We start from the raw sequence: 26,517 nt of genomic DNA on the forward strand, positions 1-26,517 counted from the left end.
TGATACAATAGGGTAAAAGAGCCGAGGAAGAGGAAGTAAACATGATCGAGCAGACGACAAAAGAGTTCATTCAACGTCATCAGTTAATAGAAGCCGGGGACCGGATTGTGACGGCAGTATCCGGAGGACCGGATTCCTTGGCGCTGCTTCATTTTCTTCATATGAATAGAAAAGAATGGGGAGCCGAAGTCATCGCTGCTCATCTCGATCATATGTTTCGGGGAGAGGAGTCGTATCAGGAGCTCCTTTTTGTTAAGGATTTTTGTGCAGAGCGCAAGATTCCTTTTTACGGTGAAAGAATCAATGTTGAAAAAATCATGGAAGACAAAAATGGCAGCCTCCAGGAAACCGCCCGCAATGTGCGATACGATTTTCTCAGGGAAGTCATGGTGGATGTTTCAGCAGACAAACTTGCACTGGGCCATCATGGGGATGACCAGGTTGAAACGATTTTGATGAAGCTGACAAGGGGAACGGCAGGGAAAGGAAGGGCCGGGATCCCTTATAAGCGTGTATTCCCGCCGGGCATGATCATTCGTCCATTTCTGTCTGTCACCAAGCAGGAAATCGAAGAATATTGCCTGAAACAACGTCTTTCTCCACGCTTTGATCCCAGCAATGATAAAGAATTGTATACCAGGAATCGATTTCGGAAAACGGTCATTCCCTTTTTAAAAGAAGAAAACCCGCTGGTCCATCATCAATTTCAACAATTTAGTGAAGAAATAACAGAAGATGAACAGTTTTTAGAGGAATTAACACGGGAAAAGTTGAATAAGGTATGGAATAACACAGAGGTTTTCTCTGAGTTGGATATTGAAGGCTTTCTTGCAATGGCTGAGCCTTTACAAAGAAGAGGGATTCATCTAATATTAAACTATCTTTACAAACTAAGACCATCTTCTTTATCGACTATACATATTTACGATGTATTGGGTATATTAAGAGGAAAATCACCTAATGCTAGCTTGGATTTACCTGGAGGTCTCCGAGTAACAAGGGCGTATCACACCTGTTATTTTCACTTTGGGAAATTAGAGTCTGGTCAAGCCCCTTATTGTTATGAGCTAAAGGATAATAACCCTCTTACGCTTCCAAGCGGTTCTCAATTTGTTCTCCATGAATCTTTGTTGGATATTGAATCCTGTAACGGCGACTGCATTTTTCTTCATCGCGAGGACGTTGCACTTCCGTTATTCATTCGAACGAGAAAGACGGGGGATCGATTGAAAATCAAAGGCTTACAAGGAACAAAAAAGCTCAAATCCCTATTCATTGACGAAAAAGTTCCCCGCCATTTGCGTGATGAATGGCCGGTTGTCGTCGACTCAGAGGATAAGATCCTTTGGGTTCCCGGAATGAAAAAGTCAATTTACGATTTAGGAGAAGCCCGGGAAAATAGTTTAGTATTACAATTTAAAAGCAATCATCTTCTAGGAGGCAGTTGAACATTGTTAAATCAGGATATTGAAAAAGTATTGATTTCAGAAGAAGAACTTCAGGCAAAGATTAAAGATTTAGGCGCACAATTGACAGAGGAGTATCAAGATAAATTTCCTTTGGCAATCGGTGTATTGAAGGGTGCAATGCCTTTTATGGCTGACCTTTGCAAACGGATGGACACTCATATGGAAATGGACTTCATGGATGTTTCAAGTTATGGGAATTCCACTGTTTCTTCCGGCGAAGTAAAGATTGTGAAAGATTTGGATACCAAAGTCGAAGGCCGTGACATCCTGATCATCGAGGATATCATCGACAGCGGTTTGACACTAAGCTACCTTGTGGAGCTGTTCCGCTACCGCAAAGCGAAGTCAATCAGCATCGTCACTCTATTGGATAAGCCTTCGGGCCGTAAAGCGGATATCAAAGCAGATTATGTCGGCTTTATTGTGCCGGACGAATTTGTCGTTGGATACGGACTGGATTATGCGGAAAGATACCGTAATCTGCCGTATATCGGGGTGTTGAAACCTGAAGTGTATACAACAGGGGAATAAGTGTAATCTAAAGAGGGATATTCTATTCGTTCCAGTGGAAAACATCAAGCCCTATTTGTTGTAATGCCATGATTTACTATGATACTATTTTAGTTAGTTTGTTTACCCGTGGGAGGAGGTAAGGGATGAACCGGATCTTTCGTAACACCATATTCTATTTACTGGTCTTTTTAGTCATTATAGGTGTGGTGAGTTATTTCAGTAACAACAACGAACCAACCAAAAATATTGAATACAGTACGTTCATCAACCAGCTTGAAAAAGGGGAAGTCGAATCATTCTCCATTCAGCCTGGGAGAGGTGTATATGAGGTAAAAGGAGAGTTAAAAGGAGCTGAAGAAGGAGAATCCTTCTTAACTTATGTCCTTACTACCGATGGCAAGTTGATGGATCAAATCAATGCTGCAGCTTCTGAGCAGGGTATTGACGTCAACGTTTTACAAGCCAAAGAAACAAGCGGATGGGTATCGTTCTTTACAACGATCATTCCATTTGTCATCATTTTCATTCTATTCTTCTTCTTGCTGAACCAGGCTCAGGGCGGCGGAAGCCGAGTCATGAATTTCGGTAAGAGCAAGGCGAAGCTCTACAGTGAAGAGAAAAAGAAAGTCCGCTTTAAAGATGTAGCAGGAGCGGATGAAGAGAAACAGGAACTTGTAGAAGTCGTGGAATTCCTCAAGGATCCGCGTAAATTCTCTGAAATAGGTGCACGCATACCTAAAGGGGTGCTGTTAGTAGGACCTCCGGGTACCGGTAAAACATTGCTTGCCAGAGCAGCGGCAGGAGAAGCGGGAGTGCCGTTCTTCTCCATCAGTGGTTCTGACTTCGTTGAAATGTTCGTCGGTGTCGGTGCATCACGTGTACGTGATTTATTTGAAAACGCAAAGAAAAATGCGCCTTGTATCATTTTCATTGATGAGATTGATGCAGTGGGACGCCAGCGTGGAGCAGGACTTGGCGGAGGCCACGATGAACGTGAGCAGACGCTTAACCAGCTTCTTGTCGAAATGGACGGTTTCGGAGCCAACGAAGGGATCATCATCGTTGCCGCAACGAACAGACCGGACATTCTTGACCCGGCATTACTTCGTCCAGGACGTTTTGACCGTCAGATTACGGTTGACCGACCGGATGTCATCGGCCGTGAAGCAGTACTTCAGGTACATGCCCGCAACAAACCGCTTGACGATACGGTCGATTTAAAGGCGATTGCGATGAGGACACCAGGTTTCTCTGGTGCCGATTTAGAAAACCTGCTGAACGAGGCAGCCCTCGTGGCAGCCCGTGAAGACAAGAAAAAGATTGATATGCGTGATATCGATGAAGCAACAGACCGCGTCATTGCGGGACCTGCGAAGAAGAGCCGCGTTATATCTGAAAAAGAACGTAAAATCGTTGCATTCCATGAAGCGGGTCATACCGTGATTGGAGTGGTACTTGATGAAGCGGATATGGTACATAAAGTAACCATCGTTCCACGCGGTCAGGCTGGCGGATATGCCGTCATGCTGCCTAAAGAAGATCGTTACTTTATGACGAAGCCTGAGCTTCTTGATAAAATCACGGGCTTGCTCGGAGGTCGTGTCGCAGAAGAAATCATCTTCGGTGAAGTATCGACGGGTGCCCACAATGACTTCCAGCGTGCAACAGGTATCGCACGTAAAATGGTCACTGAATACGGGATGAGTGACAAACTCGGACCGCTTCAATTCGGTTCCCAGCAAGGCGGTCAAGTGTTCTTGGGCCGTGACATCAATAGTGAACAAAACTATTCAGATGCCATCGCCCATGAAATCGACATGGAAATGCAGCGCCTGATCAAGGAAAGCTATGCACGTGCCAAGAAGATTCTCACAGAGAACCGCGACAAGCTTGAACTGATTGCCAAAACACTGCTTGACGTAGAAACGCTAGATGCTGCACAAATCAAGCATCTCGTTGATCACGGAACATTACCTGAACGCATTTACGAATCTGACAAAGAAGACAAAAGCGACGTCAAGGTAAACATCCAAAAGAAAAACGAACAAAACGTAATCGAAGCAGAAACGACAGAAACAACAGAAACAACTCCTGAAAAAGACGATTCTGACAAATCAGATCGCACATAATACGAAAAAGAGGCTCACCACTGAGGTGCAGCCTCTTTTTTGTATAAAATGGTTAATGGAATTGGTTTTCAGAGTGGAGTAAAACAAACTTTAAAAGTTCGTGATGTGTTATAGCCTGTTCCAGCTGTTGATTGGAGTGGAAGACGAAGACTCCTGCGGGAAAAGCGAGTTAGGTGAGACCCCGCAGGAGCGCAAGCGACGAGGAGGCTCACCAACCGCCCGCGGAAAGCGAAGTCTTCCACGGAAATCAACAGCGGCGTTTAAAGTCTTCTCTCAATAACACAAACCAATGCATGGTTAAAGATTGTCCCTCGGCTTTTGTACTTACCTATTATTTATAAGATATGGTATGATGTTGGCAGTGTGTGAAAACAATTTAGTAGGTGAGAATATTGATTTTTGTAATGGATGTAGGAAATACAAACATCGTGTATGGCGTCTATGAAGGCGACCATTTAAAATATCACTGGAGATCGGAAACGAACCGTCATAAAACCGAAGATGAATTCGGCATGCTGGTAAAAAATCTGTTTCAGCACGTAAATTTGAAATTCGAAGAGATAGACGGGATCATCATTTCATCTGTCGTTCCGCCAATCATGTTCAGCTTGGAACGGATGTGCGAGAAGTATTTCAATATTACCCCGCTTGTTGTGGGCCCTGGCATCAAAACAGGATTGAACATCAAATACGAAAATCCTCGTGAAGTAGGGGCAGACCGGATTGTGAATGCGGTAGCTGGAATCCATGAATACGGAGGACCACTTATCATTGTGGACTTTGGAACCGCTACAACCTACTGCTATATCAATGAGGATAGACAATATATGGGCGGTGCGATCGCCCCGGGTATCGGCATTTCGACGGAAGCCCTGTATTCAAAGGCAGCAAAGCTGCCAAGGATTGAAATTGCACGTCCCGATCACATCATCGGGAAGAACACGGTGACGGCCATGCAGGCAGGCATACTTTATGGATATGTAGGACAAGTTGAGGGAATCGTACAAAGAATGAAAGCACAAAGTAAAGAGGAGCCAACTGTCATCGCAACTGGAGGGCTCGCTTCACTGATTTCAAAAGAATCAAATTCAATCGATGTAGTGGACCCATTCCTTACTCTTAAAGGATTAAAGCTAATTTATAAACGAAACATGAATTAGGGACGAAGGAAAGGAGCAAGAACATGAGTGACTATTTAGTAAAAGCCTTGGCTTATGAAGGGCAAGTGCGCGCGTATGCTGTAAGAAGTACAGAAACTGTTGGTGAAGCGCAAAAAAGACATGACACCTGGCCGACTGCTTCAGCTGCCCTGGGAAGATCCATCAGTGCCGGAGTCATGATGGGAGCTATGCTTAAAGGAGAAAATAAATTAACGGTTAAGGTCGAGGGCGGAGGTCCGATCGGAGCGATTCTTGTGGACAGCAACGCCAAAGGGGAAGTGAGAGGGTATGTTTCCAATCCTCATGTTCACTTTGATCTTAATGAGCATGGAAAGCTTGATGTACGCCGTGCTGTAGGAACATCGGGTACCCTTTCTGTCGTAAAAGATATCGGTATGCGCGATCACTTCTCCGGACAGGTGCCGATCGTGTCCGGCGAACTTGGTGAAGACTTCACATATTATTTTGTGACTTCAGAGCAGGTTCCTTCTTCGGTTGGAGTAGGGGTGCTTGTCAACCCTGATAATTCGATCCTTGCTGCTGGTGGATTCATCCTTCAGTTGATGCCGGGTACAGACGATGAGACGATTACAAAGATAGAAGAAAGACTGTCGAAGATACCGCCGATATCGAAGCTGATTGAAAAAGGACTCACACCTGAAGAAGTCCTGGAAGAAGTCCTTGGAAAAGGTGAAGTGAAGATTCTTGATACTATGCCGATATCATTCAAGTGTCAATGTTCAAAAGAACGATTTGCGAACGCAATCATCAGCCTGGGTGAAAACGAAATCCAGGAGATCATCGACGAAGATCAACAAGCGGAAGCAAAATGTCATTTCTGTAATGAAACGTATGTTTTTTCAGATAAAGAATTGGAAGTACTTAAAGAAGAAGCAAAATAGTAAACAGAACAGGGAGACATACAATCAATGAAATTGAAACCTTACCCTTTACTGATTGCAGCAGCTCTATTGCTTGTGACGAATATCGTCACGTTATTCCTATGGTTAAAGCCTGATGCCTCCTCCAGTATGGGTGGAATGAAAGCGGGTAACGAGGTCGTTGCCACGGTCGGCGGTGATTCTGTCACCCGAGAAGACTGGCTCTATTCGCTTGAACAGAAGTACGGCGAACAAGAACTTAAACAACTGATCAACCAAAAGGTGATTGAAAAAATCGCAAAGAAGTACAATATTTCCGTTTCGGATGAAGAGGTCAATCAGGAATATGCATTAATTCGTTCGGTATATAACTCGTTCGATGAAGAGTACACAGAAGACGAGGAAACCGTCAAAAACCAAATCAAAACAGACTTATTACTGGAAGAACTCCTGACGAAAGATGTGGAAGTTTCTGAAGATGAGATGAAAAGCTTCTACGAACAGAATGAAGAAATGTATTCGATCCCTAAAATGTATAACCTGAAGCAAATCAAAGTAGGGGATCAATCCGAGGCTGAGCAGGTCATCAAAGAACTTGAAAATGGTTCCAGCTTCGATGTCCTTGCAATGGAGCGTTCCATTGATGAACAAAGTGCTCATCTTGGTGGAGAAATCGGTTATATCCCTGCTAATGGAGAACTTTTATCCCCGGAAGCGGTGGAAGAAATCGATTCTTTGAAAGAAGGGAAATGGAGTAAGCCGGTGAAATCGGGATCTGACTATGCGGTGTACCTTTTAGAAGGCATCATGAAAGAAAGGCACTACAGCTATGATGATGTAAAATCCCAAATTCGACGTCAACTTGCAATTGAACAGGTGGAAACTCCGCTGCTCCCTGAAGCATTCTGGGACGAAGCCGATGTTGAATGGTTTTACGGTACAGAACAATAAGAAAAGCGGAGGCGGCTCGCCCAGAGGCGACAAGCATAAGACAGGGCAGCCATAAAGGCGCTCTTTGCCTTTCTGGATGGCATGGCTAATGTCTCGAGCCTCTAGCCGCCGTAGCTGGACAATAGAAAAGCGGAGTCGGCTTTAGCCCTGTAGCTGGACACTTCTCCAACAAACATAATTCTTTCTTATATAGCGAGACTGGCTTTTGGCCAGTCTTTTTACTTATACATAAACATATGAGGTTTAACCAAACATAGAAGGGATAAAGGGTGAATAGAGTAGAAAAGGGAGCTGGCAGATTCCGTTTTTCCTTGGCCGGCACCGGCGTCTTAGAGGCGCCATGCATTTCTGTTGACAAAATGATTGAATATTGTTACATTTTAGTAAATAAATCCAACAAATTTACTTGGAATTAGGAGTGTGAAAAGTATGGTGAGGATTGCTAATTCAATTTCGGAATTGATAGGTCAAACTCCAATAGTGAAGCTAAATCGTTTAGTCGATGAAAATAGTGCAGATGTGTACTTGAAATTGGAATATATGAATCCCGGAAGCAGCGTGAAAGACAGAATTGCGTTAGCAATGATCGAGGATGCCGAAAAGGCCGGAAAGATCAAGCCGGGGGATGCGATTGTTGAGCCGACGAGCGGCAATACCGGAATTGGACTCGCGATGGTTGCTGCAGCAAAAGGGTATAAAGCAGTGCTGGTCATGCCTGATACAATGAGTATGGAAAGACGTAACCTGCTGCGTGCATACGGTGCTGAACTGGTATTGACTCCAGGAGCCGAAGGAATGGGTGGCGCAATCCGCAAGGCGGAGGAACTTGCTAATGAAAAAGGATATTTCATGCCCCAGCAATTTAAAAATAAGGCAAATCCTAAAGTGCACAGGGAAACGACCGGTAAAGAAATCGTTGAACAAATGGGCGGTCAGCTTGACGGGTTCATTGCAGGAATCGGAACAGGCGGAACGATCACCGGTGCCGGAGAAGTATTGAAGGAGCATTATCCATCCATCAAGTTATATGCAGTGGAACCAACCGATTCACCAATCCTGTCGGGCGGGAAGCCTGGACCCCATAAGATACAGGGAATCGGAGCAGGGTTTGTACCTGATATACTAAATACTTCCGTGTACGATGAAGTAATTCAAGTCCGAAACGAAGAGGCGTTTGAATACGCAAGAAAAGCAGCCAAAGAAGAAGGAATCCTTGGAGGGATCTCTTCCGGGGCAGCTATCTTTGCAGCACTCAAAGTGGCGAAAGAACTCGGTAAAGGAAAGAAAGTACTCGCGGTCATTCCAAGTAACGGCGAGCGTTACCTAAGCACCCCGCTTTATCAATTTGATGATCAATAAAAAAATCAACGGATCCCGAAGCAGCATTTGCTTTGGGATTTTTTAATTTATTCTATAAGGATGATATTTTTCCCGCCATTTAAAAATACCCGACAAAACTCCCGCTTCCAAACTTTCAACAGTGAAACCTTCCCCAACTTCATGTATCATGAAAGAAGATAAATCAGTAGGAGTGTGAAGGAAGTGCAACACCTATATTTTCATAAAAACCGTACAACGAAAGAACAATTCTTCTCAGCATATCAACAACTAAGTCAGGACCAATCACACCATGTATTGCTGGAAAGCGGCCGCGGTGGACGATATAGTGTTGCCGGACTTCAACCAAAAGCGGTACTGCAAAGCACACCGGAAGGACTTAAGATCCATGATGAAAAGAACACGGAAATGAGGCTGGGGGACCCGCTGATCGAATTGGAAAAATGGCTGCAGCCGTTGAAAGCGGAGAGGCAGCCCGACCTTCCTGATTTCCAGGGAGGGGTCATCGGTTTTCTGAGCTATGACTATGCCAGGAGAATCGAGAAACTGCCTTCATTGAGTAAGGATGACCTTGAAATTCCTGAAGTGTATTTCTTTTATTTAGATCAATGGGTGGTGTTTGACCATAAGGAGGAGATGTTGTGGACGATGATCCTCACGCAAGATGAGAAGGACAAGGCGGAAGCACAGCTCACAATGTGGACGAACTTGTGGCAAGAACACCTTTTGCAGAAGGGAACGGCAGGGCCTGCACCGGCTGATACAGAAGTTCATGACATTACGGTCTCTATGAACGAAGAGCAATTTTCGGATGCCGTAAGGAGGATTCAGGACTATATCTCGCAAGGGGATGTATTCCAGGTCAATTTATCAGTCAGACAGTCGCAGAAGCTGGGGGCAGAACCGTTCACCGTTTATAAAAAGCTTCGGGAACTGAACCCCTCCCCTTATATGAGTTACATCCAGACACCTGAATTCCAGATCGTTTCAGGGTCGCCAGAGCTCCTGGTGAAGAAAAAAGGGACGGAAGTGAGCACAAGGCCGATTGCCGGTACACGTTCACGCGGGAAAGACGCAGCTGAAGATGAGGCATTGGCTCATGAACTGATTGATAATGAAAAAGAACGTGCAGAGCATGTCATGCTTGTCGACCTTGAACGGAATGACTTAGGAAGAGTCTGCAAATACGGAACGGTGGAAGTCAATGAATTCATGGTAATCGAAAAGTATTCCCATGTCATGCATATCGTATCGAACGTAAGGGGAACACTGGATGAACATAAAACCGGTGCTGATGTCATCCGCTCTGTTTTTCCGGGAGGGACGATCACCGGAGCACCAAAAGTAAGGACGATGGAAATTATAGAAGAGCTTGAGCCGGTGAGAAGAGGCATTTACACGGGATCGATTGGCTGGATCGGCGTGAATGGGGATATGGAATTAAATATCGTCATTCGGACGATGCTCGTAAAAGATAATCAAGCGTATATCCAGGCGGGTGCGGGCGTTGTCATCGACTCCAACCCGAAATATGAATACAAGGAATCACTGAAGAAAGCCAAGGCTCTCTGGGTAGCAAAAGCCATGGCGGAAGGAAAGGGGGAACAACTATGATACTTATGATCGACAACTATGACTCATTCACTTATAATCTCGTTCAGTTTTTAGGGGAGCTGGGCGAAGAGTTGATCGTCAGAAGGAATGACGACATTACGATAAAAGAAATAGAAACGATGTCCCCCGATTACCTGATGATTTCCCCGGGTCCCTGCAGTCCGGATGAAGCGGGGATCAGCCTTGAGGCCATTTCATATTTTGCAGGGAAAGTCCCGATTTTCGGCGTGTGTCTTGGGCACCAGTCGATCGCCCAGGTATTCGGAGGGGACGTCATCCGTGCCGAGAGGCTTATGCACGGGAAGGTGTCGGACATGCACCATGACGGGAGAACCATTTTCCATGGGATTCAAAACCCGTTTGAAGCGACAAGGTATCATTCACTGATTGTGAAACGGGAAACCCTTCCCGACTGTTTTGATATCACAGCAGAAACTTCAGAAGGTGAGATCATGGCCATCCGCCATAAGGACCTGGCAATAGAGGGTGTACAGTTCCATCCCGAGTCGATCATGACGCAGCATGGTAAGGAACTATTGAAGAACTTCCTTGAAACATATAAGAAAGCAGAGCTGCCGGCTTAATGTATATTTATTTGAATGGAAACATCGTGCATCAGTCAGAAGCGGCCATATCACCTTTTGACCATGGCTACTTATACGGATTAGGTGTTTTTGAAACATTTCGAACATATGGAGGCCACCCTTTTTTATTGAGAGATCATTTATCCAGGCTGCAGAAGGGGCTTGAAGCACTCAACATCGAAACGAATATTAAGGAAGCAGAGATAAGACAGGTTGTAAGGGCACTTTTGAAGAAAAATGGATGGGAAGATGCATACTGCCGGTTGAATGTCTCAGGAGGACCGGGCGAGATAGGATTGCAGACAACACCATACGAGCATGCAACCACCATTCTTTTTCAAAAAGAATTACCGCCTTCCATACCGCTTCGTGAAAAAGAGGGCGTCTTCCTCCGGTTGAGGCGAAGTACACCTGAAATAGACGAGAGGTTGAAGTCCCATCATTACCTCAATAACCTTGCTGCCAAAAGAGAAATCGGCCCTTCCCCGGACAAGGAGGGGATTTTCCTCACAGGTAACGGGTTTATATGCGAAGGCATCACCTCTAATATCTTCTGGATAAAAGACGGGGCCATCCATACCCCTTCCATTGAAACGGGATTGTTGAACGGGATCACAAGGCGGTTCATTCTGGCACTGGCGGAAGATCTGCACATACCGGTCCATGAAGGGTTCTATCGTGTGAGTGACCTGGAATCGGCAAGTGAAGTATTCTTTACGAATTCCGTGCAAGAGATTGTACCGGTAAACAGAGCGGGGAATATAACGTTTGCAGGCAGTAACGGTCAGTATGTCAGATTGCTGCATGAAAACTACCGGAAGTATGTGACCTATTTAAACTCGATTGAAGACATGAAAGAAGGGAACACTCATGCCACAAACGATTAATTGCGGAAAATATAGATTGGACTACTCAAATAAAACCCTCATTATGGGGATCCTCAATGTAACACCGGATTCTTTTTCAGACGGAGGTTCGTATGACTCTGTACAGAAGGCGGTGGCGCGTGCCAAGGAAATGGTTGAAGAAGGGGCGGACATCATTGATGTCGGTGGCGAATCGACTCGCCCGGGCCACACCCCTGTTTCAGCAGAGGAAGAGATTGCGAGAGTGGTACCGATCATCGAAGCTCTTGTTAAAGAAGTAGACGTGCCGATTTCGATCGATACGTATAAAGCGGAGACTGCCAGAAAGGCGCTTGATGCAGGTGCCCATATCATTAACGACGTCTGGGGGGCGAAGAAAGACCCGCTCATCGCAGAAGTGGCAGCTGAAAAAGGGGTTCCGATCATCCTGATGCACAACCGTGAGGAAAAAGAGTACGAGGTGTTTATGAGGGATGCTGTTCAAGATCTCCAGGAAAGCATTACACTCGTAAAGAAAGCGGGAGTGAAGGATGATCAGATCATTCTTGACCCGGGGATCGGTTTTGCCAAGACATTCGAACAGAACCTTGAAATGATGAGAAGCGTGGACATCCTTGTATCCCTCGGGTATCCGGTTCTTTATGCGACATCACGTAAGAGGGTCATAGGCCATGTGCTGGATCTGCCGGTCGAGGAGCGTTTAGAAGGGACGGGCGCGACTGTATGCTGGGGAATCCAAAAGGGGTGCCAGCTAGTGCGTGTCCATGATGTCAAAGAAATGGCGCGGATGGCGAAGATGACGGATGCGTTAATGGGAAAGGAGCGGTACGATGGATAAAATCATGCTGAATGAAATGGAGTTCTACGGATATCACGGCGTATTTCCGGAAGAAAATAAGCTCGGTCAGCGGTTCCGTGTCAGTGTGGAGCTGCACCTCGATTTAAAAAAATCCGGACAAAGCGACAACCTTGAGGATTCCGTCAACTATGCAGATGTCTACTCTATCGCAAAGTCGGTCGTGGAAGGAGATCCCCTTAACCTGGTGGAAGCAGTAGCTGAAAGGATCTCCGCTGAAATACTTCGTTCATTTTCAGTCGTTGAAAGCTGTAAGATAACACTGATCAAGCCTGATCCACCCATTCCCGGTCATTACCGATCGGTGGCAGTGGAGATCACAAGGAGTCGATAACATGAAGAACATCGCATACCTTTCTCTCGGATCAAATATGGGGGAGCGGGAGGCTTATTTGGAAAAAGCCATTAATATCCTCCATAGTCATGGTAAAATAGAGGTATTAAGGAAGTCGTCGATTTATGAAACGGATCCAGTAGGTTTTACTGAACAAGGTGAATTTTTGAATATGGTGATTGAAATTCGTACGGATCTAAGTCCAGAAGTACTGTTGCAGCAATGCTTGCAGGTGGAATATGACCTTGGGAGAAAAAGGGAATTCAAGTGGGGACCGAGGATAATAGACCTTGACATCTTACTCTATAATCACGAAAATATTGAATCAGAGAATCTACTCGTTCCTCATCCAAGGATGCAAGAGAGAGCATTCGTTCTCATACCGCTCTTAGAGCTTGAACCGTCTATCGGGCATCCTGATCTTGGGACCCCGTTCAATCGCTTTCTGGACGAAATACCTGACAAAGAAGGAGTTCGGTTATGGAAACAGATAAATGGGGAAGACGCGTTCGTGCATTCAGAAAACTAAAAGGTTTCACGCAGGAAGGGCTGGCTAAGGAACTCGGTATATCGGTTTCTGTACTCGGGGAAGTGGAGAGAGGGAGCCGTATCCCGAAAGAAGACTTCTTGTTGAAGGTGGCAGAAGTGCTCAATATTTCTCTCGGGGACCTCGATCCTCAGGGTGAGTTGGAGCATAGTGAATAATTCGTCACGTGATAAATAGATCAAAATCTGTTATTCTAAAAAAGGGCTGGATTCCATTCATGATACCCATCATGAATGGAGCGGCCTTTTTTAGATGGTTTTTATCACGATATCCGTGAGCCTTCAATGGCACACGAGGGACAGTTTTCTTAAAGAACTGAAACTTTAGGGGTGTTACAAACCCGGATATTGTGTAAAATAGTATGGTATATATTCGTATCAGTCTAGTAAAGCAGGAAAGCAGATAGAATAGGAGTGAAAATACATGAGTCACGAAGAAATAAATGACCAGTTTCGCGTAAGACGTGAAAAAATGGAGTCCATCCGTGAAAAAGGAATGGATCCGTTCGGTAAACGTTTTGATCGTTCACACAGCTCATCAGAGATCAAAGAACAATATGATGAGTTTTCAAAAGAAGAGTTAGAAGAAAAAGAGATTACGGTAACGATTGCCGGCCGTATCATGACCAAGCGTGGAAAAGGAAAAGCCGGATTTGCCCACCTTCAAGATTTAGAAGGACAAGTTCAAATCTATGTTCGTAAAGATGCTGTAGGCGAAGAAGCATATGAATTCTTCAACACTGCAGACCTTGGGGATATCGTCGGTATTACAGGAACGGTATTTAAAACGAAGGTTGGAGAGCTTTCCGTTAAAGCGAAAGAATTCACATTGCTAACGAAAGCATTGCGTCCGCTCCCTGAGAAATTCCACGGGTTGAAAGACGTAGAGCAACGCTATCGTCAGCGTTACCTGGATCTCATTACAAGCCAGGAAAGCAAAGAGACGTTCATCGCTCGCAGCCGCATCATCCAATCGATGAGAAGATACTTAGATAACAACGGATACCTTGAAGTGGAAACACCTATGATGCATTCCATTGCGGGAGGGGCATCTGCACGTCCGTTCACGACACATCACAATGCCCTTGATATGCCGCTTTATATGCGTATCGCAATCGAGCTTCACCTGAAGCGCCTGATTGTCGGCGGTCTTGAAAAAGTATACGAAATCGGTCGTGTCTTCCGTAATGAAGGGGTGTCAACGCGACACAACCCGGAATTTACGATGATCGAGCTTTATGAAGCATATGCAGATTACCGCGACATCATGGCTTTAACTGAAAACCTTGTTGCTCATATCGCAAAAGAAGTATTCGGTTCTACGACTGTTCAATACGGAGAGTATGAAGTGAAACTTGAGCCTGAATGGACTCGCCTTCATATGGTAGATGCCGTTAAAGAACACACAGGAGTGGACTTCTGGAAAGAAATGTCCGATGAAGAAGCTCGTGCGTTGGCTAAAGAGCACGGCATTGAGATTAAAGACAATATGCAATATGGCCATGTCGTTAATGAATTCTTTGAACAAAAAGTAGAAGATAAGCTTATTCAGCCTACATTCATCTACGGTCACCCAGTGGAAATTTCTCCGCTTGCAAAGAAAAACGATGAAGATCCTCGTTTCACAGATCGTTTCGAGTTATTCATTGTGGGCCGTGAACATGCAAACGCGTTTACTGAGCTTAACGATCCGATAGATCAAAGAGAACGCTTTGAAGCTCAGCTGAAAGAAAGAGAAGAAGGTAACGATGAAGCACACATGATGGATGATGACTTCATTGAAGCATTGGAATACGGTATGCCTCCAACAGGTGGTCTTGGAATTGGAATCGACAGACTTGTTATGCTGTTGACGAACTCCCCGTCCATTCGAGATGTATTATTGTTCCCATTAATGCGTCATCGTGATTAATATGATTCGATAAAGAAAGCAGCGGCATTTACCGCTGCTTTCTATTTTTTGGTTCTGGTAAAGCTTATTGCCATTTTAACAGTCTCTGACTGTTGATCGAGATTGAGGGCAACTATCAATTAAACTAACTTCCAAATTCAGCAGTAGAAGATCGATCTTTGAATTAACCAAACAAGTTCAATTGAACCAGTTTAGTATTCATTAACGGTGGAATTACATATAAGGAAAGCAGATATATGTTCTGAAAATAAAAAGTACAAAAAAGATGAAAAAAACCCTTGCGCCATCGTTTATATGGTGGTATATTATTATCTGTTGCCGCAAAAACACGGCAAACACACAAAAAACTTTTTAAAAAAAGTTATTGACACCACGGTGTTGATGCTGTAATATTTAAAGGGTCGCTTCAAACGAAGCACATCAACAAATTGAACCTTGAAAACTGAACAAAACAAGACAATACGTCAACGTTAATTCTAGATTTACCGCAACGATAGAATCGTTGCAAACAAGAGCTATTCAAACTTTTATCGGAGAGTTTGATCCTGGCTCAGGACGAACGCTGGCGGCGTGCCTAATACATGCAAGTCGAGCGGATCGAAGGGAGCTTGCTCCCTGAGATCAGCGGCGGACGGGTGAGTAACACGTGGGTAACCTGCCTGTAAGACTGGGATAACTCCGGGAAACCGGGGCTAATACCGGATAACTCAGTTCCTCGCATGAGGAACTGTTGAAAGGTGGCTTTTAGCTATCACTTACAGATGGACCCGCGGCGCATTAGCTAGTTGGTGAGGTAACGGCTCACCAAGGCGACGATGCGTAGCCGACCTGAGAGGGTGATCGGCCACACTGGGACTGAGACACGGCCCAGACTCCTACGGGAGGCAGCAGTAGGGAATCTTCCGCAATGGACGAAAGTCTGACGGAGCAACGCCGCGTGAGTGAAGAAGGTTTTCGGATCGTAAAACTCTGTTGTTAGGGAAGAACAAGTGCCGTTCGAATAGGGCGGCACCTTGACGGTACCTAACCAGAAAGCCACGGCTAACTACGTGCCAGCAGCCGCGGTAATACGTAGGTGGCAAGCGTTGTCCGGAATTATTGGGCGTAAAGCGCGCGCAGGTGGTTTCTTAAGTCTGATGTGAAAGCCCACGGCTCAACCGTGGAGGGTCATTGGAAACTGGGGAACTTGAGTGCAGAAGAGGAAAGTGGAATTCCAAGTGTAGCGGTGAAATGCGTAGATATTTGGAGGAACACCAGTGGCGAAGGCGACTTTCTGGTCTGTAACTGACACTGAGGCGCGAAAGCGTGGGGAGCAAACAGGATTAGATACCCTGGTAGTCCACGCCGTAAACGATGAGTGCTAAGTGTTAGAGGGTTTCCGCCCTTTAGTGCTGCAGCTAACGCATTAAGCACTCCGCCTGGGGAGTACGGTCGCAAGACTGAAACTCAAAGGAATTGACGGGGGCCCGCACAAGCGGTGGAGCATGTGGTTTAATTCGAAGCAACGCGAAGAACCTTACCAGGTCTTGACATCCTCTGACAACCCTAGAGATAGGGCTTTCCCCTTCGGGGGACAGAGTGACAGGTGGTGCATGGTTGTCGTCAGCTCGTGTCGTGAGATGTTGGGTTAAGTCCCGCAACGAGCGCAACCCTTGATCTTAGTTGCCAGCATTCAGTTGGGCACTCTAAGATGACTGCCGGTGACAAACCGGAGGAAGGTGGGGATGACGTCAAATCATCATGCCCCTTATGACCTGGGCTACACACGTGCTACAATGGACGGTACAAAGGGCAGCGAGACCGCGAGGTTTAGCCAATCCCATAAAACCGTTCTCAGTTCGGATTGCAGGCTGCAACTCGCCTGCATGAAGCTGGAATCGCTAGTAATCGCGGATCAGCATGCCGCGGTGAATACGTTCCCGGGCCTTGTACACACCGCCCGTCACACCACGAGAGTTTGTAACACCCGAAGTCGGTGAGGTAACCTTTTGGAGCCAGCCGCCTAAGGTGGGACAGATGATTGGGGTGAAGTCGTAACAAGGTAGCCGTATCGGAAGGTGCGGCTGGATCACCTCCTTTCTAAGGAATATATATGAAACGTTTGACAGTCGAAGTTTTGTTCAGTTTTGATGGTTCAACCATCAAAACGAGGTATCTCGTATGAGATACACGTTATTTGTTCTTTGAAAACTAGATAAAGATATATTGATAGTCAAGAAATTACCGAGTATCGCCATTTTAGGTTTTAAACCTTATGTAACAACCAATTCGGTTAAGTTATGAAGGGCGCACGGTGGATGCCTTGGCACTAGGAGCCGATGAAGGACGGGACTAACACCGATATGCTTCGGGGAGCTGTAAGTGAGCTTTGATCCGGAGATTTCCGAATGGGGGAACCCATTGTTCGTAATGGAACAATATCCATATTTGAATACATAGAGTATGGAAGGCAGACCCAGGGAACTGAAACATCTAAGTACCTGGAGGAAGAGAAAGCAAATGCGATTCCCTGAGTAGCGGCGAGCGAAACGGGATGTAGCCCAAACCAAGAGGCTTGCCTCTTGGGGTTGTAGGACACTCTATACGGAGTTACAAAGGAAAGGAGTAGACGAAGAAGTCTGGAAAGGCTCGTCAAAGAAGGTAACAACCCTGTAGTTGAAACTTCGTTCCCTCTTGAGTGGATCCTGAGTACGGCGGGACACGTGAAATCCCGTCGGAAGCTGGGAGGACCATCTCCCAAGGCTAAATACTACCTAGTGACCGATAGTGAACCAGTACCGTGAGGGAAAGGTGAAAAGCACCCCGGAAGGGGAGTGAAAGAGAACCTGAAACCGTGTGCCTACAAGTAGTCAGAGCCCGTTAACGGGTGATGGCGTGCCTTTTGTAGAATGAACCGGCGAGTTACGATCCCATGCAAGGTTAAGTCGATGAGACGGAGCCGCAGCGAAAGCGAGTCTGAATAGGGCGAATGAGTATGTGGTCGTAGACCCGAAACCAGGTGATCTACCCATGTCCAGGATGAAGTCCAGGTAACACTGGATGGAGGTCCGAACCCACGCACGTTGAAAAGTGCGGGGATGAGGTGTGGGTAGCGGAGAAATTCCAATCGAACTTGGAGATAGCTGGTTCTCTCCGAAATAGCTTTAGGGCTAGCCTCATGTGTAAGAGTCTTGGAGGTAGAGCACTGTTTGGACTAGGGGCCCTCATCGGGTTACCGAATTCAGACAAACTCCGAATGCCAAAGACTTATCCATGGGAGTCAGACTGCGAGTGATAAGATCCGTAGTCGAAAGGGAAACAGCCCAGACCACCAGCTAAGGTCCCAAAGTATACGTTAAGTGGAAAAGGATGTGGAGTTGCTTAGACAACCAGGATGTTGGCTTAGAAGCAGCCACCATTTAAAGAGTGCGTAATAGCTCACTGGTCGAGTGACTCTGCGCCGAAAATGTACCGGGGCTAAACGTATCACCGAAGCTGTGGATTGACACCTCTAGGTGTCAGTGGTAGGAGAGCGTTCTAAGGACAGTGAAGTCAGACCGTAAGGACTGGTGGAGTGCTTAGAAGTGAGAATGCCGGTATGAGTAGCGAAAGATGGGTGAGAATCCCATCCACCGAATGCCTAAGGTTTCCTGAGGAAGGCTCGTCCGCTCAGGGTTAGTCGGGACCTAAGTCGAGGCCGATAGGCGTAGACGATGGACAACAGGTTGATATTCCTGTACCACCTCTTTTCCGTTTGAGCAATGGGGGGACGCAGGAGGATAGGGTAAGCGCACTGCTGGATATGTGCGTCTAAGCAGTTAGGCTGATGATGAGGCAAATCCCATCATCGCGAAGGCTGAGCTGTGATAGCGAGCGAATTATAGTAGCGAAGTTCCTGATTCCACACTGCCAAGAAAAGCCTCTAGCGAGGAAAAAGGTGCCCGTACCGCAAACCGACACAGGTAGGCGAGGAGAGAATCCTAAGGTGAGCGAGAGAAACTCTCGTTAAGGAACTCGGCAAAATGACCCCGTAACTTCGGGAGAAGGGGTGCTCTTTGAGGTGCATAGCCTCGAAGAGCCGCAGTGAATAGGCCCAGGCGACTGTTTAGCAAAAACACAGGTCTCTGCGAAGCCGTAAGGCGAAGTATAGGGGCTGACGCCTGCCCGGTGCTGGAAGGTTAAGAGGAGTGCTTAGCGCAAGCGAAGGTGCGAATCGAAGCCCCAGTAAACGGCGGCCGTAACTATAACGGTCCTAAGGTAGCGAAATTCCTTGTCGGGTAAGTTCCGACCCGCACGAAAGGCGTAACGATCTGGGCACTGTCTCAACGAGAGACTCGGTGAAATTATAGTACCTGTGAAGATGCAGGTTACCCGCGACAGGACGGAAAGACCCCGTGGAGCTTTACTGTAGCCTGATATTGAATTTTGGTACAGCTTGTACAGGATAGGTAGGAGCCTTGGAAGCCGGAGCGCCAGCTTCGGTGGAGGCGTTGGTGGGATACTACCCTGGCTGTATTGAAATTCTAACCCGCGCCCCTTATCGGGGTGGGAGACAGTGTCAGGTGGGCAGTTTGACTGGGGCGGTCGCCTCCTAAAGAGTAACGGAGGCGCCCAAAGGTTCCCTCAGAATGGTTGGAAATCATTCGCAGAGTGTAAAGGCACAAGGGAGCTTGACTGCGAGACCTACAAGTCGAGCAGGGACGAAAGTCGGGCTTAGTGATCCGGTGGTTCCGCATGGAAGGGCCATCGCTCAACGGATAAAAGCTACCCCGGGGATAACAGGCTTATCTCCCCCAAGAGTCCACATCGACGGGGAGGTTTGGCACCTCGATGTCGGCTCATCGCATCCTGGGGCTGTAGTCGGTCCCAAGGGTTGGGCTGTTCGCCCATTAAAGCGGTACGCGAGCTGGGTTCAGAACGTCGTGAGACAGTTCGGTCCCTATCCGTCGTGGGCGCAGGAAATTTGAGAGGAGCTGTCCTTAGTACGAGAGGACCGGGATGGACGCACCGCTGGTGTACCAGTTGTCTTGCCAAAGGCATCGCTGGGTAGCTATGTGCGGAAGGGATAAGTGCTGAAAGCATCTAAGCATGAAGCCCCCCTCGAGATGAGATTTCCCATCACTTTATGTGAGTAAGATCCCTAGAAGATGACTAGGTAGATAGGTCAGAGGTGGAAGCATGGTGACATGTGGAGCTGACTGATACTAATCGATCGAGGACTTAACCACAAAGAGTCATTTTTAAATGAACAACGGCAATACCGGTAATCTTGACATCAATCCTTTATCTAGTTTTGAAGGAACAACCCTTCAATTGAATATTCGTCTGGTGATTATGGCGAAGAGGTCACACCCGTTCCCATGCCGAACACGGAAGTTAAGCTCTTCAGCGCCGATGGTAGTTGGGGGCTCTCCCCCTGTGAGAGTAGGACGTCGCCAGGCGATTTATAATCCGGAGGATTAGCTCAGCTGGGAGAGCATCTGCCTTACAAGCAGAGGGTCGGCGGTTCGATCCCGTCATCCTCCACCATAGATTTTTGCGAAGCGCAGCGGAGCAAAATATCTTTCCTTCCTTTACTAAGGGCGAAGGAAACAAACGTCCTTAAATAGGACAAGCATAAACAACTTAACACGCCGGTGTAGCTCAACTGGTAGAGCAACTGACTTGTAATCAGTAGGTTGGGGGTTCAAGTCCTCTTGCCGGCACCATTTTGGTTTTTCTCATAACTTTTATGAGCCATTAGCTCAGTTGGTAGAGCATCTGACTTTTAATCAGAGGGTCGAAGGTTCGAGTCCTTCATGGCTCACCATTGATTTTTGCTCAAGCAAAACATCATATCTTTTATCATGCGGGTGTGGCGGAATTGGCAGACGCACCAGACTTAGGATCTGGCGCCGCAAGGCGTGGGGGTTCAAGTCCCTTCACCCGCACCATATATGCGGAAGTAGTTCAGTGGTAGAACACCACCTTGCCAAGGTGGGGGTCGCGGGTTCGAATCCCGTCTTCCGCTCCAAAGATTTTTGCCGGGGTGGCGGAACTGGCAGACGCACAGGACTTAAAATCCTGCGGTAGGTGACTACCGTACCGGTTCGATTCCGGTCCTCGGCACCAGAGTTTTTTTGAAAGAAAATAACATTCATTATATTAAGCGCCCGTAGCTCAATTGGATAGAGCGTTTGACTACGGATCAAAAGGTTAGGGGTTCGACTCCTCTCGGGCGCGCCATCTATTTCGGGAAGTAGCTCAGCTTGGTAGAGCACTTGGTTTGGGACCAAGGGGTCGCAGGTTCGAATCCTGTCTTCCCGACCACCTTAGATGGGGCCTTAGCTCAGCTGGGAGAGCGCCTGCTTTGCACGCAGGAGGTCAGCGGTTCGATCCCGCTAGGCTCCACCAAGATTTTTTACGCAGCGCAAGCGGAGTAAAAGAATCTACCTTAACTCACTTCGGTGAAAAAAGATTAAAAAAGTTGTTGACACTCACCAGTGTCGGTGATATACTTGAAAAGTCGCTTCAAACGAAGCACTTAACAAATTGAACCTTGAAAACTGAACAAAACAAGACAATACGTCAACGTTAATTCTAGATTTACCGTAACGATTATCGTTACAAAAAAGAGCTATTCAAACTTTTATCGGAGAGTTTGATCCTGGCTCAGGACGAACGCTGGCGGCGTGCCTAATACATGCAAGTCGAGCGGATCAAAGGGAGCTTGCTCCCTGAGATCAGCGGCGGACGGGTGAGTAACACGTGGGTAACCTGCCTGTAAGACTGGGATAACTCCGGGAAACCGGGGCTAATACCGGATAACTCAGTTCCTCGCATGAGGAACTGTTGAAAGGTGGCTTTTAGCTACCACTTACAGATGGACCCGCGGCGCATTAGCTAGTTGGTGAGGTAACGGCTCACCAAGGCGACGATGCGTAGCCGACCTGAGAGGGTGATCGGCCACACTGGGACTGAGACACGGCCCAGACTCCTACGGGAGGCAGCAGTAGGGAATCTTCCGCAATGGACGAAAGTCTGACGGAGCAACGCCGCGTGAGTGAAGAAGGTTTTCGGATCGTAAAACTCTGTTGTTAGGGAAGAACAAGTGCCGTTCGAATAGGTCGGCACCTTGACGGTACCTAACCAGAAAGCCACGGCTAACTACGTGCCAGCAGCCGCGGTAATACGTAGGTGGCAAGCGTTGTCCGGAATTATTGGGCGTAAAGCGCGCGCAGGTGGTTTCTTAAGTCTGATGTGAAAGCCCACGGCTCAACCGTGGAGGGTCATTGGAAACTGGGGAACTTGAGTGCAGAAGAGGAAAGTGGAATTCCAAGTGTAGCGGTGAAATGCGTAGATATTTGGAGGAACACCAGTGGCGAAGGCGACTTTCTGGTCTGTAACTGACACTGAGGCGCGAAAGCGTGGGGAGCAAACAGGATTAGATACCCTGGTAGTCCACGCCGTAAACGATGAGTGCTAAGTGTTAGAGGGTTTCCGCCCTTTAGTGCTGCAGCTAACGCATTAAGCACTCCGCCTGGGGAGTACGGTCGCAAGACTGAAACTCAAAGGAATTGACGGGGGCCCGCACAAGCGGTGGAGCATGTGGTTTAATTCGAAGCAACGCGAAGAACCTTACCAGGTCTTGACATCCTCTGACAACCCTAGAGATAGGGCTTTCCCCTTCGGGGGACAGAGTGACAGGTGGTGCATGGTTGTCGTCAGCTCGTGTCGTGAGATGTTGGGTTAAGTCCCGCAACGAGCGCAACCCTTGATCTTAGTTGCCAGCATTCAGTTGGGCACTCTAAGATGACTGCCGGTGACAAACCGGAGGAAGGTGGGGATGACGTCAAATCATCATGCCCCTTATGACCTGGGCTACACACGTGCTACAATGGACGGTACAAAGGGCAGCGAGACCGCGAGGTTTAGCCAATCCCATAAAACCGTTCTCAGTTCGGATTGCAGGCTGCAACTCGCCTGCATGAAGCTGGAATCGCTAGTAATCGCGGATCAGCATGCCGCGGTGAATACGTTCCCGGGCCTTGTACACACCGCCCGTCACACCACGAGAGTTTGTAACACCCGAAGTCGGTGAGGTAACCTTTTGGAGCCAGCCGCCTAAGGTGGGACAGATGATTGGGGTGAAGTCGTAACAAGGTAGCCGTATCGGAAGGTGCGGCTGGATCACCTCCTTTCTAAGGAATATATATGAAACGTTTGACAGTCGAAGTTTTGTTCAGTTTTGATGGTTCAACCATCAAAACGAGGTATCTCGTATGAGATACACGTTATTTGTTCTTTGAAAACTAGATAAAGATATATTGATAGTCAAGAAATTACCGAGTATCGCCATTTTAGGTTTTAAACCTTATGTAACAACCAATTCGGTTAAGTTATGAAGGGCGCACGGTGGATGCCTTGGCACTAGGAGCCGATGAAGGACGGGACTAACACCGATATGCTTCGGGGAGCTGTAAGTGAGCTTTGATCCGGAGATTTCCGAATGGGGGAACCCATTGTTCGTAATGGAACAATATCCATATTTGAATACATAGAGTATGGAAGGCAGACCCAGGGAACTGAAACATCTAAGTACCTGGAGGAAGAGAAAGCAAATGCGATTCCCTGAGTAGCGGCGAGCGAAACGGGATGTAGCCCAAACCAAGAGGCTTGCCTCTTGGGGTTGTAGGACACTCTATACGGAGTTACAAAGGAACGGAGTAGACGAAGAAGTCTGGAAAGGCTCGTCAAAGAAGGTAACAACCCTGTAGTTGAAACTTCGTTCCCTCTTGAGTGGATCCTGAGTACGGCGGGACACGTGAAATCCCGTCGGAAGCTGGGAGGACCATCTCCCAAGGCTAAATACTACCTAGTGACCGATAGTGAACCAGTACCGTGAGGGAAAGGTGAAAAGCACCCCGGAAGGGGAGTGAAAGAGAACCTGAAACCGTGTGCCTACAAGTAGTCAGAGCCCGTTAACGGGTGATGGCGTGCCTTTTGTAGAATGAACCGGAGTTACGATCCCATGCAAGGTTAAGTCGATGAGACGGAGCCGCAGCGAAAGCGAGTCTGAATAGGGCGAATGAGTATGTGGTCGTAGACCCGAAACCAGGTGATCTACCCATGTCCAGGATGAAGTCCAGGTAACACTGGATGGAGGTCCGAACCCACGCACGTTGAAAAGTGCGGGGATGAGGTGTGGGTAGCGGAGAAATTCCAATCGAACTTGGAGATAGCTGGTTCTCTCCGAAATAGCTTTAGGGCTAGCCTCATGTGTAAGAGTCTTGGAGGTAGAGCACTGTTTGGACTAGGGGCCCTCATCGGGTTACCGAATTCAGACAAACTCCGAATGCCAAAGACTTATCCATGGGAGTCAGACTGCGAGTGATAAGATCCGTAGTCGAAAGGGAAACAGCCCAGACCACCAGCTAAGGTCCCAAAGTATACGTTAAGTGGAAAAGGATGTGGAGTTGCTTAGACAACCAGGATGTTGGCTTAGAAGCAGCCACCATTTAAAGAGTGCGTAATAGCTCACTGGTCGAGTGACTCTGCGCCGAAAATGTACCGGGGCTAAACGTATCACCGAAGCTGTGGATTGACACCTCTAGGTGTCAGTGGTAGGAGAGCGTTCTAAGGACAGTGAAGTCAGACCGTAAGGACTGGTGGAGTGCTTAGAAGTGAGAATGCCGGTATGAGTAGCGAAAGATGGGTGAGAATCCCATCCACCGAATGCCTAAGGTTTCCTGAGGAAGGCTCGTCCGCTCAGGGTTAGTCGGGACCTAAGTCGAGGCCGATAGGCGTAGACGATGGACAACAGGTTGATATTCCTGTACCACCTCTTTTCCGTTTGAGCAATGGGGGGACGCAGGAGGATAGGGTAAGCGCACTGCTGGATATGTGCGTCTAAGCAGTTAGGCTGATGATGAGGCAAATCCCATCATCGCGAAGGCTGAGCTGTGATAGCGAGCGAATTATAGTAGCGAAGTTCCTGATTCCACACTGCCAAGAAAAGCCTCTAGCGAGGAAAAAGGTGCCCGTACCGCAAACCGACACAGGTAGGCGAGGAGAGAATCCTAAGGTGAGCGAGAGAACTCTCGTTAAGGAACTCGGCAAAATGACCCCGTAACTTCGGGAGAAGGGGTGCTCTTTGAGGTGCATAGCCTCGAAGAGCCGCAGTGAATAGGCCCAGGCGACTGTTTAGCAAAAACACAGGTCTCTGCGAAGCCGTAAGGCGAAGTATAGGGGCTGACGCCTGCCCGGTGCTGGAAGGTTAAGAGGAGTGCTTAGCGCAAGCGAAGGTGCGAATCGAAGCCCCAGTAAACGGCGGCCGTAACTATAACGGTCCTAAGGTAGCGAAATTCCTTGTCGGGTAAGTTCCGACCCGCACGAAAGGCGTAACGATCTGGGCACTGTCTCAACGAGAGACTCGGTGAAATTATAGTACCTGTGAAGATGCAGGTTACCCGCGACAGGACGGAAAGACCCCGTGGAGCTTTACTGTAGCCTGATATTGAATTTTGGTACAGCTTGTACAGGATAGGTAGGAGCCTTGGAAGCCGGAGCGCCAGCTTCGGTGGAGGCGTTGGTGGGATACTACCCTGGCTGTATTGAAATTCTAACCCGCGCCCCTTATCGGGGTGGGAGACAGTGTCAGGTGGGCAGTTTGACTGGGGCGGTCGCCTCCTAAAGAGTAACGGAGGCGCCCAAAGGTTCCCTCAGAATGGTTGGAAATCATTCGCAGAGTGTAAAGGCACAAGGGAGCTTGACTGCGAGACCTACAAGTCGAGCAGGGACGAAAGTCGGGCTTAGTGATCCGGTGGTTCCGCATGGAAGGGCCATCGCTCAACGGATAAAAGCTACCCCGGGGATAACAGGCTTATCTCCCCCAAGAGTCCACATCGACGGGGAGGTTTGGCACCTCGATGTCGGCTCATCGCATCCTGGGGCTGTAGTCGGTCCCAAGGGTTGGGCTGTTCGCCCATTAAAGCGGTACGCGAGCTGGGTTCAGAACGTCGTGAGACAGTTCGGTCCCTATCCGTCGTGGGCGCAGGAAATTTGAGAGGAGCTGTCCTTAGTACGAGAGGACCGGGATGGACGCACCGCTGGTGTACCAGTTGTCTTGCCAAAGGCATCGCTGGGTAGCTATGTGCGGAAGGGATAAGTGCTGAAAGCATCTAAGCATGAAGCCCCCCTCGAGATGAGATTTCCCATCACTTTATGTGAGTAAGATCCCTAGAAGATGACTAGGTAGATAGGTCAGAGGTGGAAGCATGGTGACATGTGGAGCTGACTGATACTAATCGATCGAGGACTTAACCACAAAGAGTCATTTTAAATGAACACAAGCGGCAATACCGGTAATCTTGACATCAATCCTTTATCTAGTTTTGAAGGAACAAA

15 protein-coding genes, 9 tRNA genes and 5 rRNA genes are annotated in these 26,517 nt (G+C 47.5%); all 29 read left to right on the top strand.

The window, feature by feature from the left end:
• Window positions 1–41 precede the first annotated feature (41 nt).
• The 29 genes from tilS to ACUXV2_RS20405 all read left to right on the top strand — a co-directional run bounded on the left by tilS (window position 42) and on the right by ACUXV2_RS20405 (window position 26,437).
• The gene (tilS, locus tag ACUXV2_RS20265) at window positions 42–1,448 is read left to right on the top strand and encodes a tRNA lysidine(34) synthetase TilS (RefSeq protein ID WP_446244916.1); all 1,407 of its coding nucleotides are present in this window, start codon (window positions 42–44) and stop codon (window positions 1,446–1,448) included.
• A gap of 3 nt (window positions 1,449–1,451) precedes the next feature.
• Window positions 1,452–2,000: a hypoxanthine phosphoribosyltransferase gene (gene hpt, locus ACUXV2_RS20270; RefSeq protein ID WP_446244917.1), complete on the top strand. Its 549-nt coding sequence runs from the start codon at window positions 1,452–1,454 to the stop codon at window positions 1,998–2,000.
• A gap of 125 nt (window positions 2,001–2,125) precedes the next feature.
• Window positions 2,126–4,111 carry an ATP-dependent zinc metalloprotease FtsH gene (gene ftsH / locus ACUXV2_RS20275; protein WP_446244918.1) on the top strand — a complete coding sequence of 662 codons (1,986 nt, stop codon included), beginning with the start codon at window positions 2,126–2,128 and terminating at the stop codon, window positions 4,109–4,111.
• A gap of 392 nt (window positions 4,112–4,503) precedes the next feature.
• Window positions 4,504–5,271 carry a type III pantothenate kinase gene (locus ACUXV2_RS20280; RefSeq protein ID WP_446244919.1) on the top strand — a complete coding sequence of 256 codons (768 nt, stop codon included), beginning with the start codon at window positions 4,504–4,506 and terminating at the stop codon, window positions 5,269–5,271.
• A gap of 23 nt (window positions 5,272–5,294) precedes the next feature.
• Window positions 5,295–6,173, top strand: a complete 879-nt coding sequence (hslO, locus tag ACUXV2_RS20285) for an Hsp33 family molecular chaperone HslO (protein WP_446244920.1) — start codon at window positions 5,295–5,297, stop codon at window positions 6,171–6,173.
• A gap of 27 nt (window positions 6,174–6,200) precedes the next feature.
• Entirely contained in the window at window positions 6,201–7,103 is a 903-nt protein-coding gene (locus ACUXV2_RS20290; protein ID WP_446244921.1) for a peptidyl-prolyl cis-trans isomerase, read from the top strand.
• Between the two features lie 429 nt (window positions 7,104–7,532).
• A complete protein-coding gene (gene cysK, locus ACUXV2_RS20295) occupies window positions 7,533–8,462 on the top strand; it encodes a cysteine synthase A (protein WP_446244922.1) in 930 nt (309 codons plus the stop codon).
• A gap of 183 nt (window positions 8,463–8,645) precedes the next feature.
• On the top strand, window positions 8,646–10,055 hold the full coding sequence (gene pabB / locus ACUXV2_RS20300; protein ID WP_446244923.1) for an aminodeoxychorismate synthase, component I: 1,410 nt from the start codon (window positions 8,646–8,648) through the stop codon (window positions 10,053–10,055).
• Window positions 10,052–10,639, top strand: a complete 588-nt coding sequence (gene pabA / locus ACUXV2_RS20305; protein WP_446244924.1) for an aminodeoxychorismate/anthranilate synthase component II — start codon at window positions 10,052–10,054, stop codon at window positions 10,637–10,639. The genes pabB and pabA overlap by 4 nt, the downstream gene beginning before the upstream one ends.
• Complete coding sequence (gene pabC, locus ACUXV2_RS20310) at window positions 10,639–11,526, top strand: aminodeoxychorismate lyase (RefSeq protein WP_446244925.1); 888 nt, start codon at window positions 10,639–10,641, stop codon at window positions 11,524–11,526. The genes pabA and pabC overlap by 1 nt, the downstream gene beginning before the upstream one ends.
• Complete coding sequence (folP, locus tag ACUXV2_RS20315) at window positions 11,510–12,343, top strand: dihydropteroate synthase (protein WP_446244926.1); 834 nt, start codon at window positions 11,510–11,512, stop codon at window positions 12,341–12,343. The genes pabC and folP overlap by 17 nt, the downstream gene beginning before the upstream one ends.
• The gene (gene folB, locus ACUXV2_RS20320) at window positions 12,336–12,695 is read left to right on the top strand and encodes a dihydroneopterin aldolase (RefSeq protein ID WP_446244927.1); all 360 of its coding nucleotides are present in this window, start codon (window positions 12,336–12,338) and stop codon (window positions 12,693–12,695) included. Before folP ends, folB begins: the two co-directional genes overlap by 8 nt.
• Window position 12,696: 1 nt before the next feature.
• A complete protein-coding gene (gene folK / locus ACUXV2_RS20325; protein ID WP_446244928.1) occupies window positions 12,697–13,224 on the top strand; it encodes a 2-amino-4-hydroxy-6-hydroxymethyldihydropteridine diphosphokinase in 528 nt (175 codons plus the stop codon).
• The gene (locus ACUXV2_RS20330; protein ID WP_446244929.1) at window positions 13,176–13,400 is read left to right on the top strand and encodes a helix-turn-helix domain-containing protein; all 225 of its coding nucleotides are present in this window, start codon (window positions 13,176–13,178) and stop codon (window positions 13,398–13,400) included. Before folK ends, ACUXV2_RS20330 begins: the two co-directional genes overlap by 49 nt.
• 265 nt (window positions 13,401–13,665) lie before the next feature.
• Entirely contained in the window at window positions 13,666–15,153 is a 1,488-nt protein-coding gene (gene lysS / locus ACUXV2_RS20335; protein ID WP_446244930.1) for a lysine--tRNA ligase, read from the top strand.
• Between the two features lie 527 nt (window positions 15,154–15,680).
• Window positions 15,681–17,232: ribosomal RNA gene (locus ACUXV2_RS20340) — 16S ribosomal RNA — on the top strand.
• Window positions 17,233–17,423: 191 nt separating this feature from the next.
• Window positions 17,424–20,360, top strand: a 23S ribosomal RNA gene (locus tag ACUXV2_RS20345).
• Window positions 20,361–20,456: 96 nt separating this feature from the next.
• Window positions 20,457–20,573 (top strand): 5S ribosomal RNA (gene rrf, locus ACUXV2_RS20350).
• A 12-nt stretch (window positions 20,574–20,585) separates the two neighbouring features.
• Window positions 20,586–20,661, top strand: a tRNA-Val gene (locus ACUXV2_RS20355).
• Between the two features lie 103 nt (window positions 20,662–20,764).
• Window positions 20,765–20,840 (top strand) — tRNA-Thr (locus tag ACUXV2_RS20360).
• Between the two features lie 25 nt (window positions 20,841–20,865).
• A tRNA-Lys gene (locus ACUXV2_RS20365) sits at window positions 20,866–20,941 on the top strand.
• 39 nt (window positions 20,942–20,980) lie between these two features.
• Window positions 20,981–21,065: transfer RNA gene (locus ACUXV2_RS20370), tRNA-Leu, on the top strand.
• Window positions 21,066–21,070: 5 nt separating this feature from the next.
• A tRNA-Gly gene (locus ACUXV2_RS20375) sits at window positions 21,071–21,145 on the top strand.
• Window positions 21,146–21,154: 9 nt separating this feature from the next.
• Window positions 21,155–21,243: transfer RNA gene (locus tag ACUXV2_RS20380), tRNA-Leu, on the top strand.
• 37 nt (window positions 21,244–21,280) lie between these two features.
• A tRNA-Arg gene (locus ACUXV2_RS20385) sits at window positions 21,281–21,357 on the top strand.
• A 7-nt stretch (window positions 21,358–21,364) separates the two neighbouring features.
• Window positions 21,365–21,441: transfer RNA gene (locus tag ACUXV2_RS20390), tRNA-Pro, on the top strand.
• Between the two features lie 8 nt (window positions 21,442–21,449).
• A tRNA-Ala gene (locus tag ACUXV2_RS20395) sits at window positions 21,450–21,525 on the top strand.
• 235 nt (window positions 21,526–21,760) lie between these two features.
• Window positions 21,761–23,312 (top strand): 16S ribosomal RNA (locus ACUXV2_RS20400).
• Window positions 23,313–23,503: 191 nt separating this feature from the next.
• Window positions 23,504–26,437 (top strand): 23S ribosomal RNA (locus tag ACUXV2_RS20405).
• The 16S, 23S and 5S rRNA genes sit together here with 9 tRNA genes alongside, the layout of an rRNA operon.
• Window positions 26,438–26,517: the final 80 nt, after the last annotated feature.

The organism is Rossellomorea sp. NS-SX7 (assembly GCF_052828565.1).

Bases quoted from the DNA above. Each gene is read 5' to 3' on its own strand.
- pabC (WP_446244925.1), top strand. From the start codon at position 10,639: ATGTATATTTATTTGAATGGAAACATCGTGCATCAGTCAGAAGCGGCC.
- pabA (WP_446244924.1), top strand. From the start codon at position 10,052: ATGATACTTATGATCGACAACTATGACTCATTCACTTATAATCTCGTT.
- ACUXV2_RS20330 (WP_446244929.1), top strand. From the start codon at position 13,176: ATGGAAACAGATAAATGGGGAAGACGCGTTCGTGCATTCAGAAAACTA.
- folK (WP_446244928.1), top strand. From the start codon at position 12,697: ATGAAGAACATCGCATACCTTTCTCTCGGATCAAATATGGGGGAGCGG.
- hslO (WP_446244920.1), top strand. From the start codon at position 5,295: ATGAGTGACTATTTAGTAAAAGCCTTGGCTTATGAAGGGCAAGTGCGC.
- lysS (WP_446244930.1), top strand. From the start codon at position 13,666: ATGAGTCACGAAGAAATAAATGACCAGTTTCGCGTAAGACGTGAAAAA.
- ACUXV2_RS20290 (WP_446244921.1), top strand. From the start codon at position 6,201: ATGAAATTGAAACCTTACCCTTTACTGATTGCAGCAGCTCTATTGCTT.
- ftsH (WP_446244918.1), top strand. From the start codon at position 2,126: ATGAACCGGATCTTTCGTAACACCATATTCTATTTACTGGTCTTTTTA.
- tilS (WP_446244916.1), top strand. From the start codon at position 42: ATGATCGAGCAGACGACAAAAGAGTTCATTCAACGTCATCAGTTAATA.
- folP (WP_446244926.1), top strand. From the start codon at position 11,510: ATGCCACAAACGATTAATTGCGGAAAATATAGATTGGACTACTCAAAT.
- cysK (WP_446244922.1), top strand. From the start codon at position 7,533: ATGGTGAGGATTGCTAATTCAATTTCGGAATTGATAGGTCAAACTCCA.
- folB (WP_446244927.1), top strand. From the start codon at position 12,336: ATGGATAAAATCATGCTGAATGAAATGGAGTTCTACGGATATCACGGC.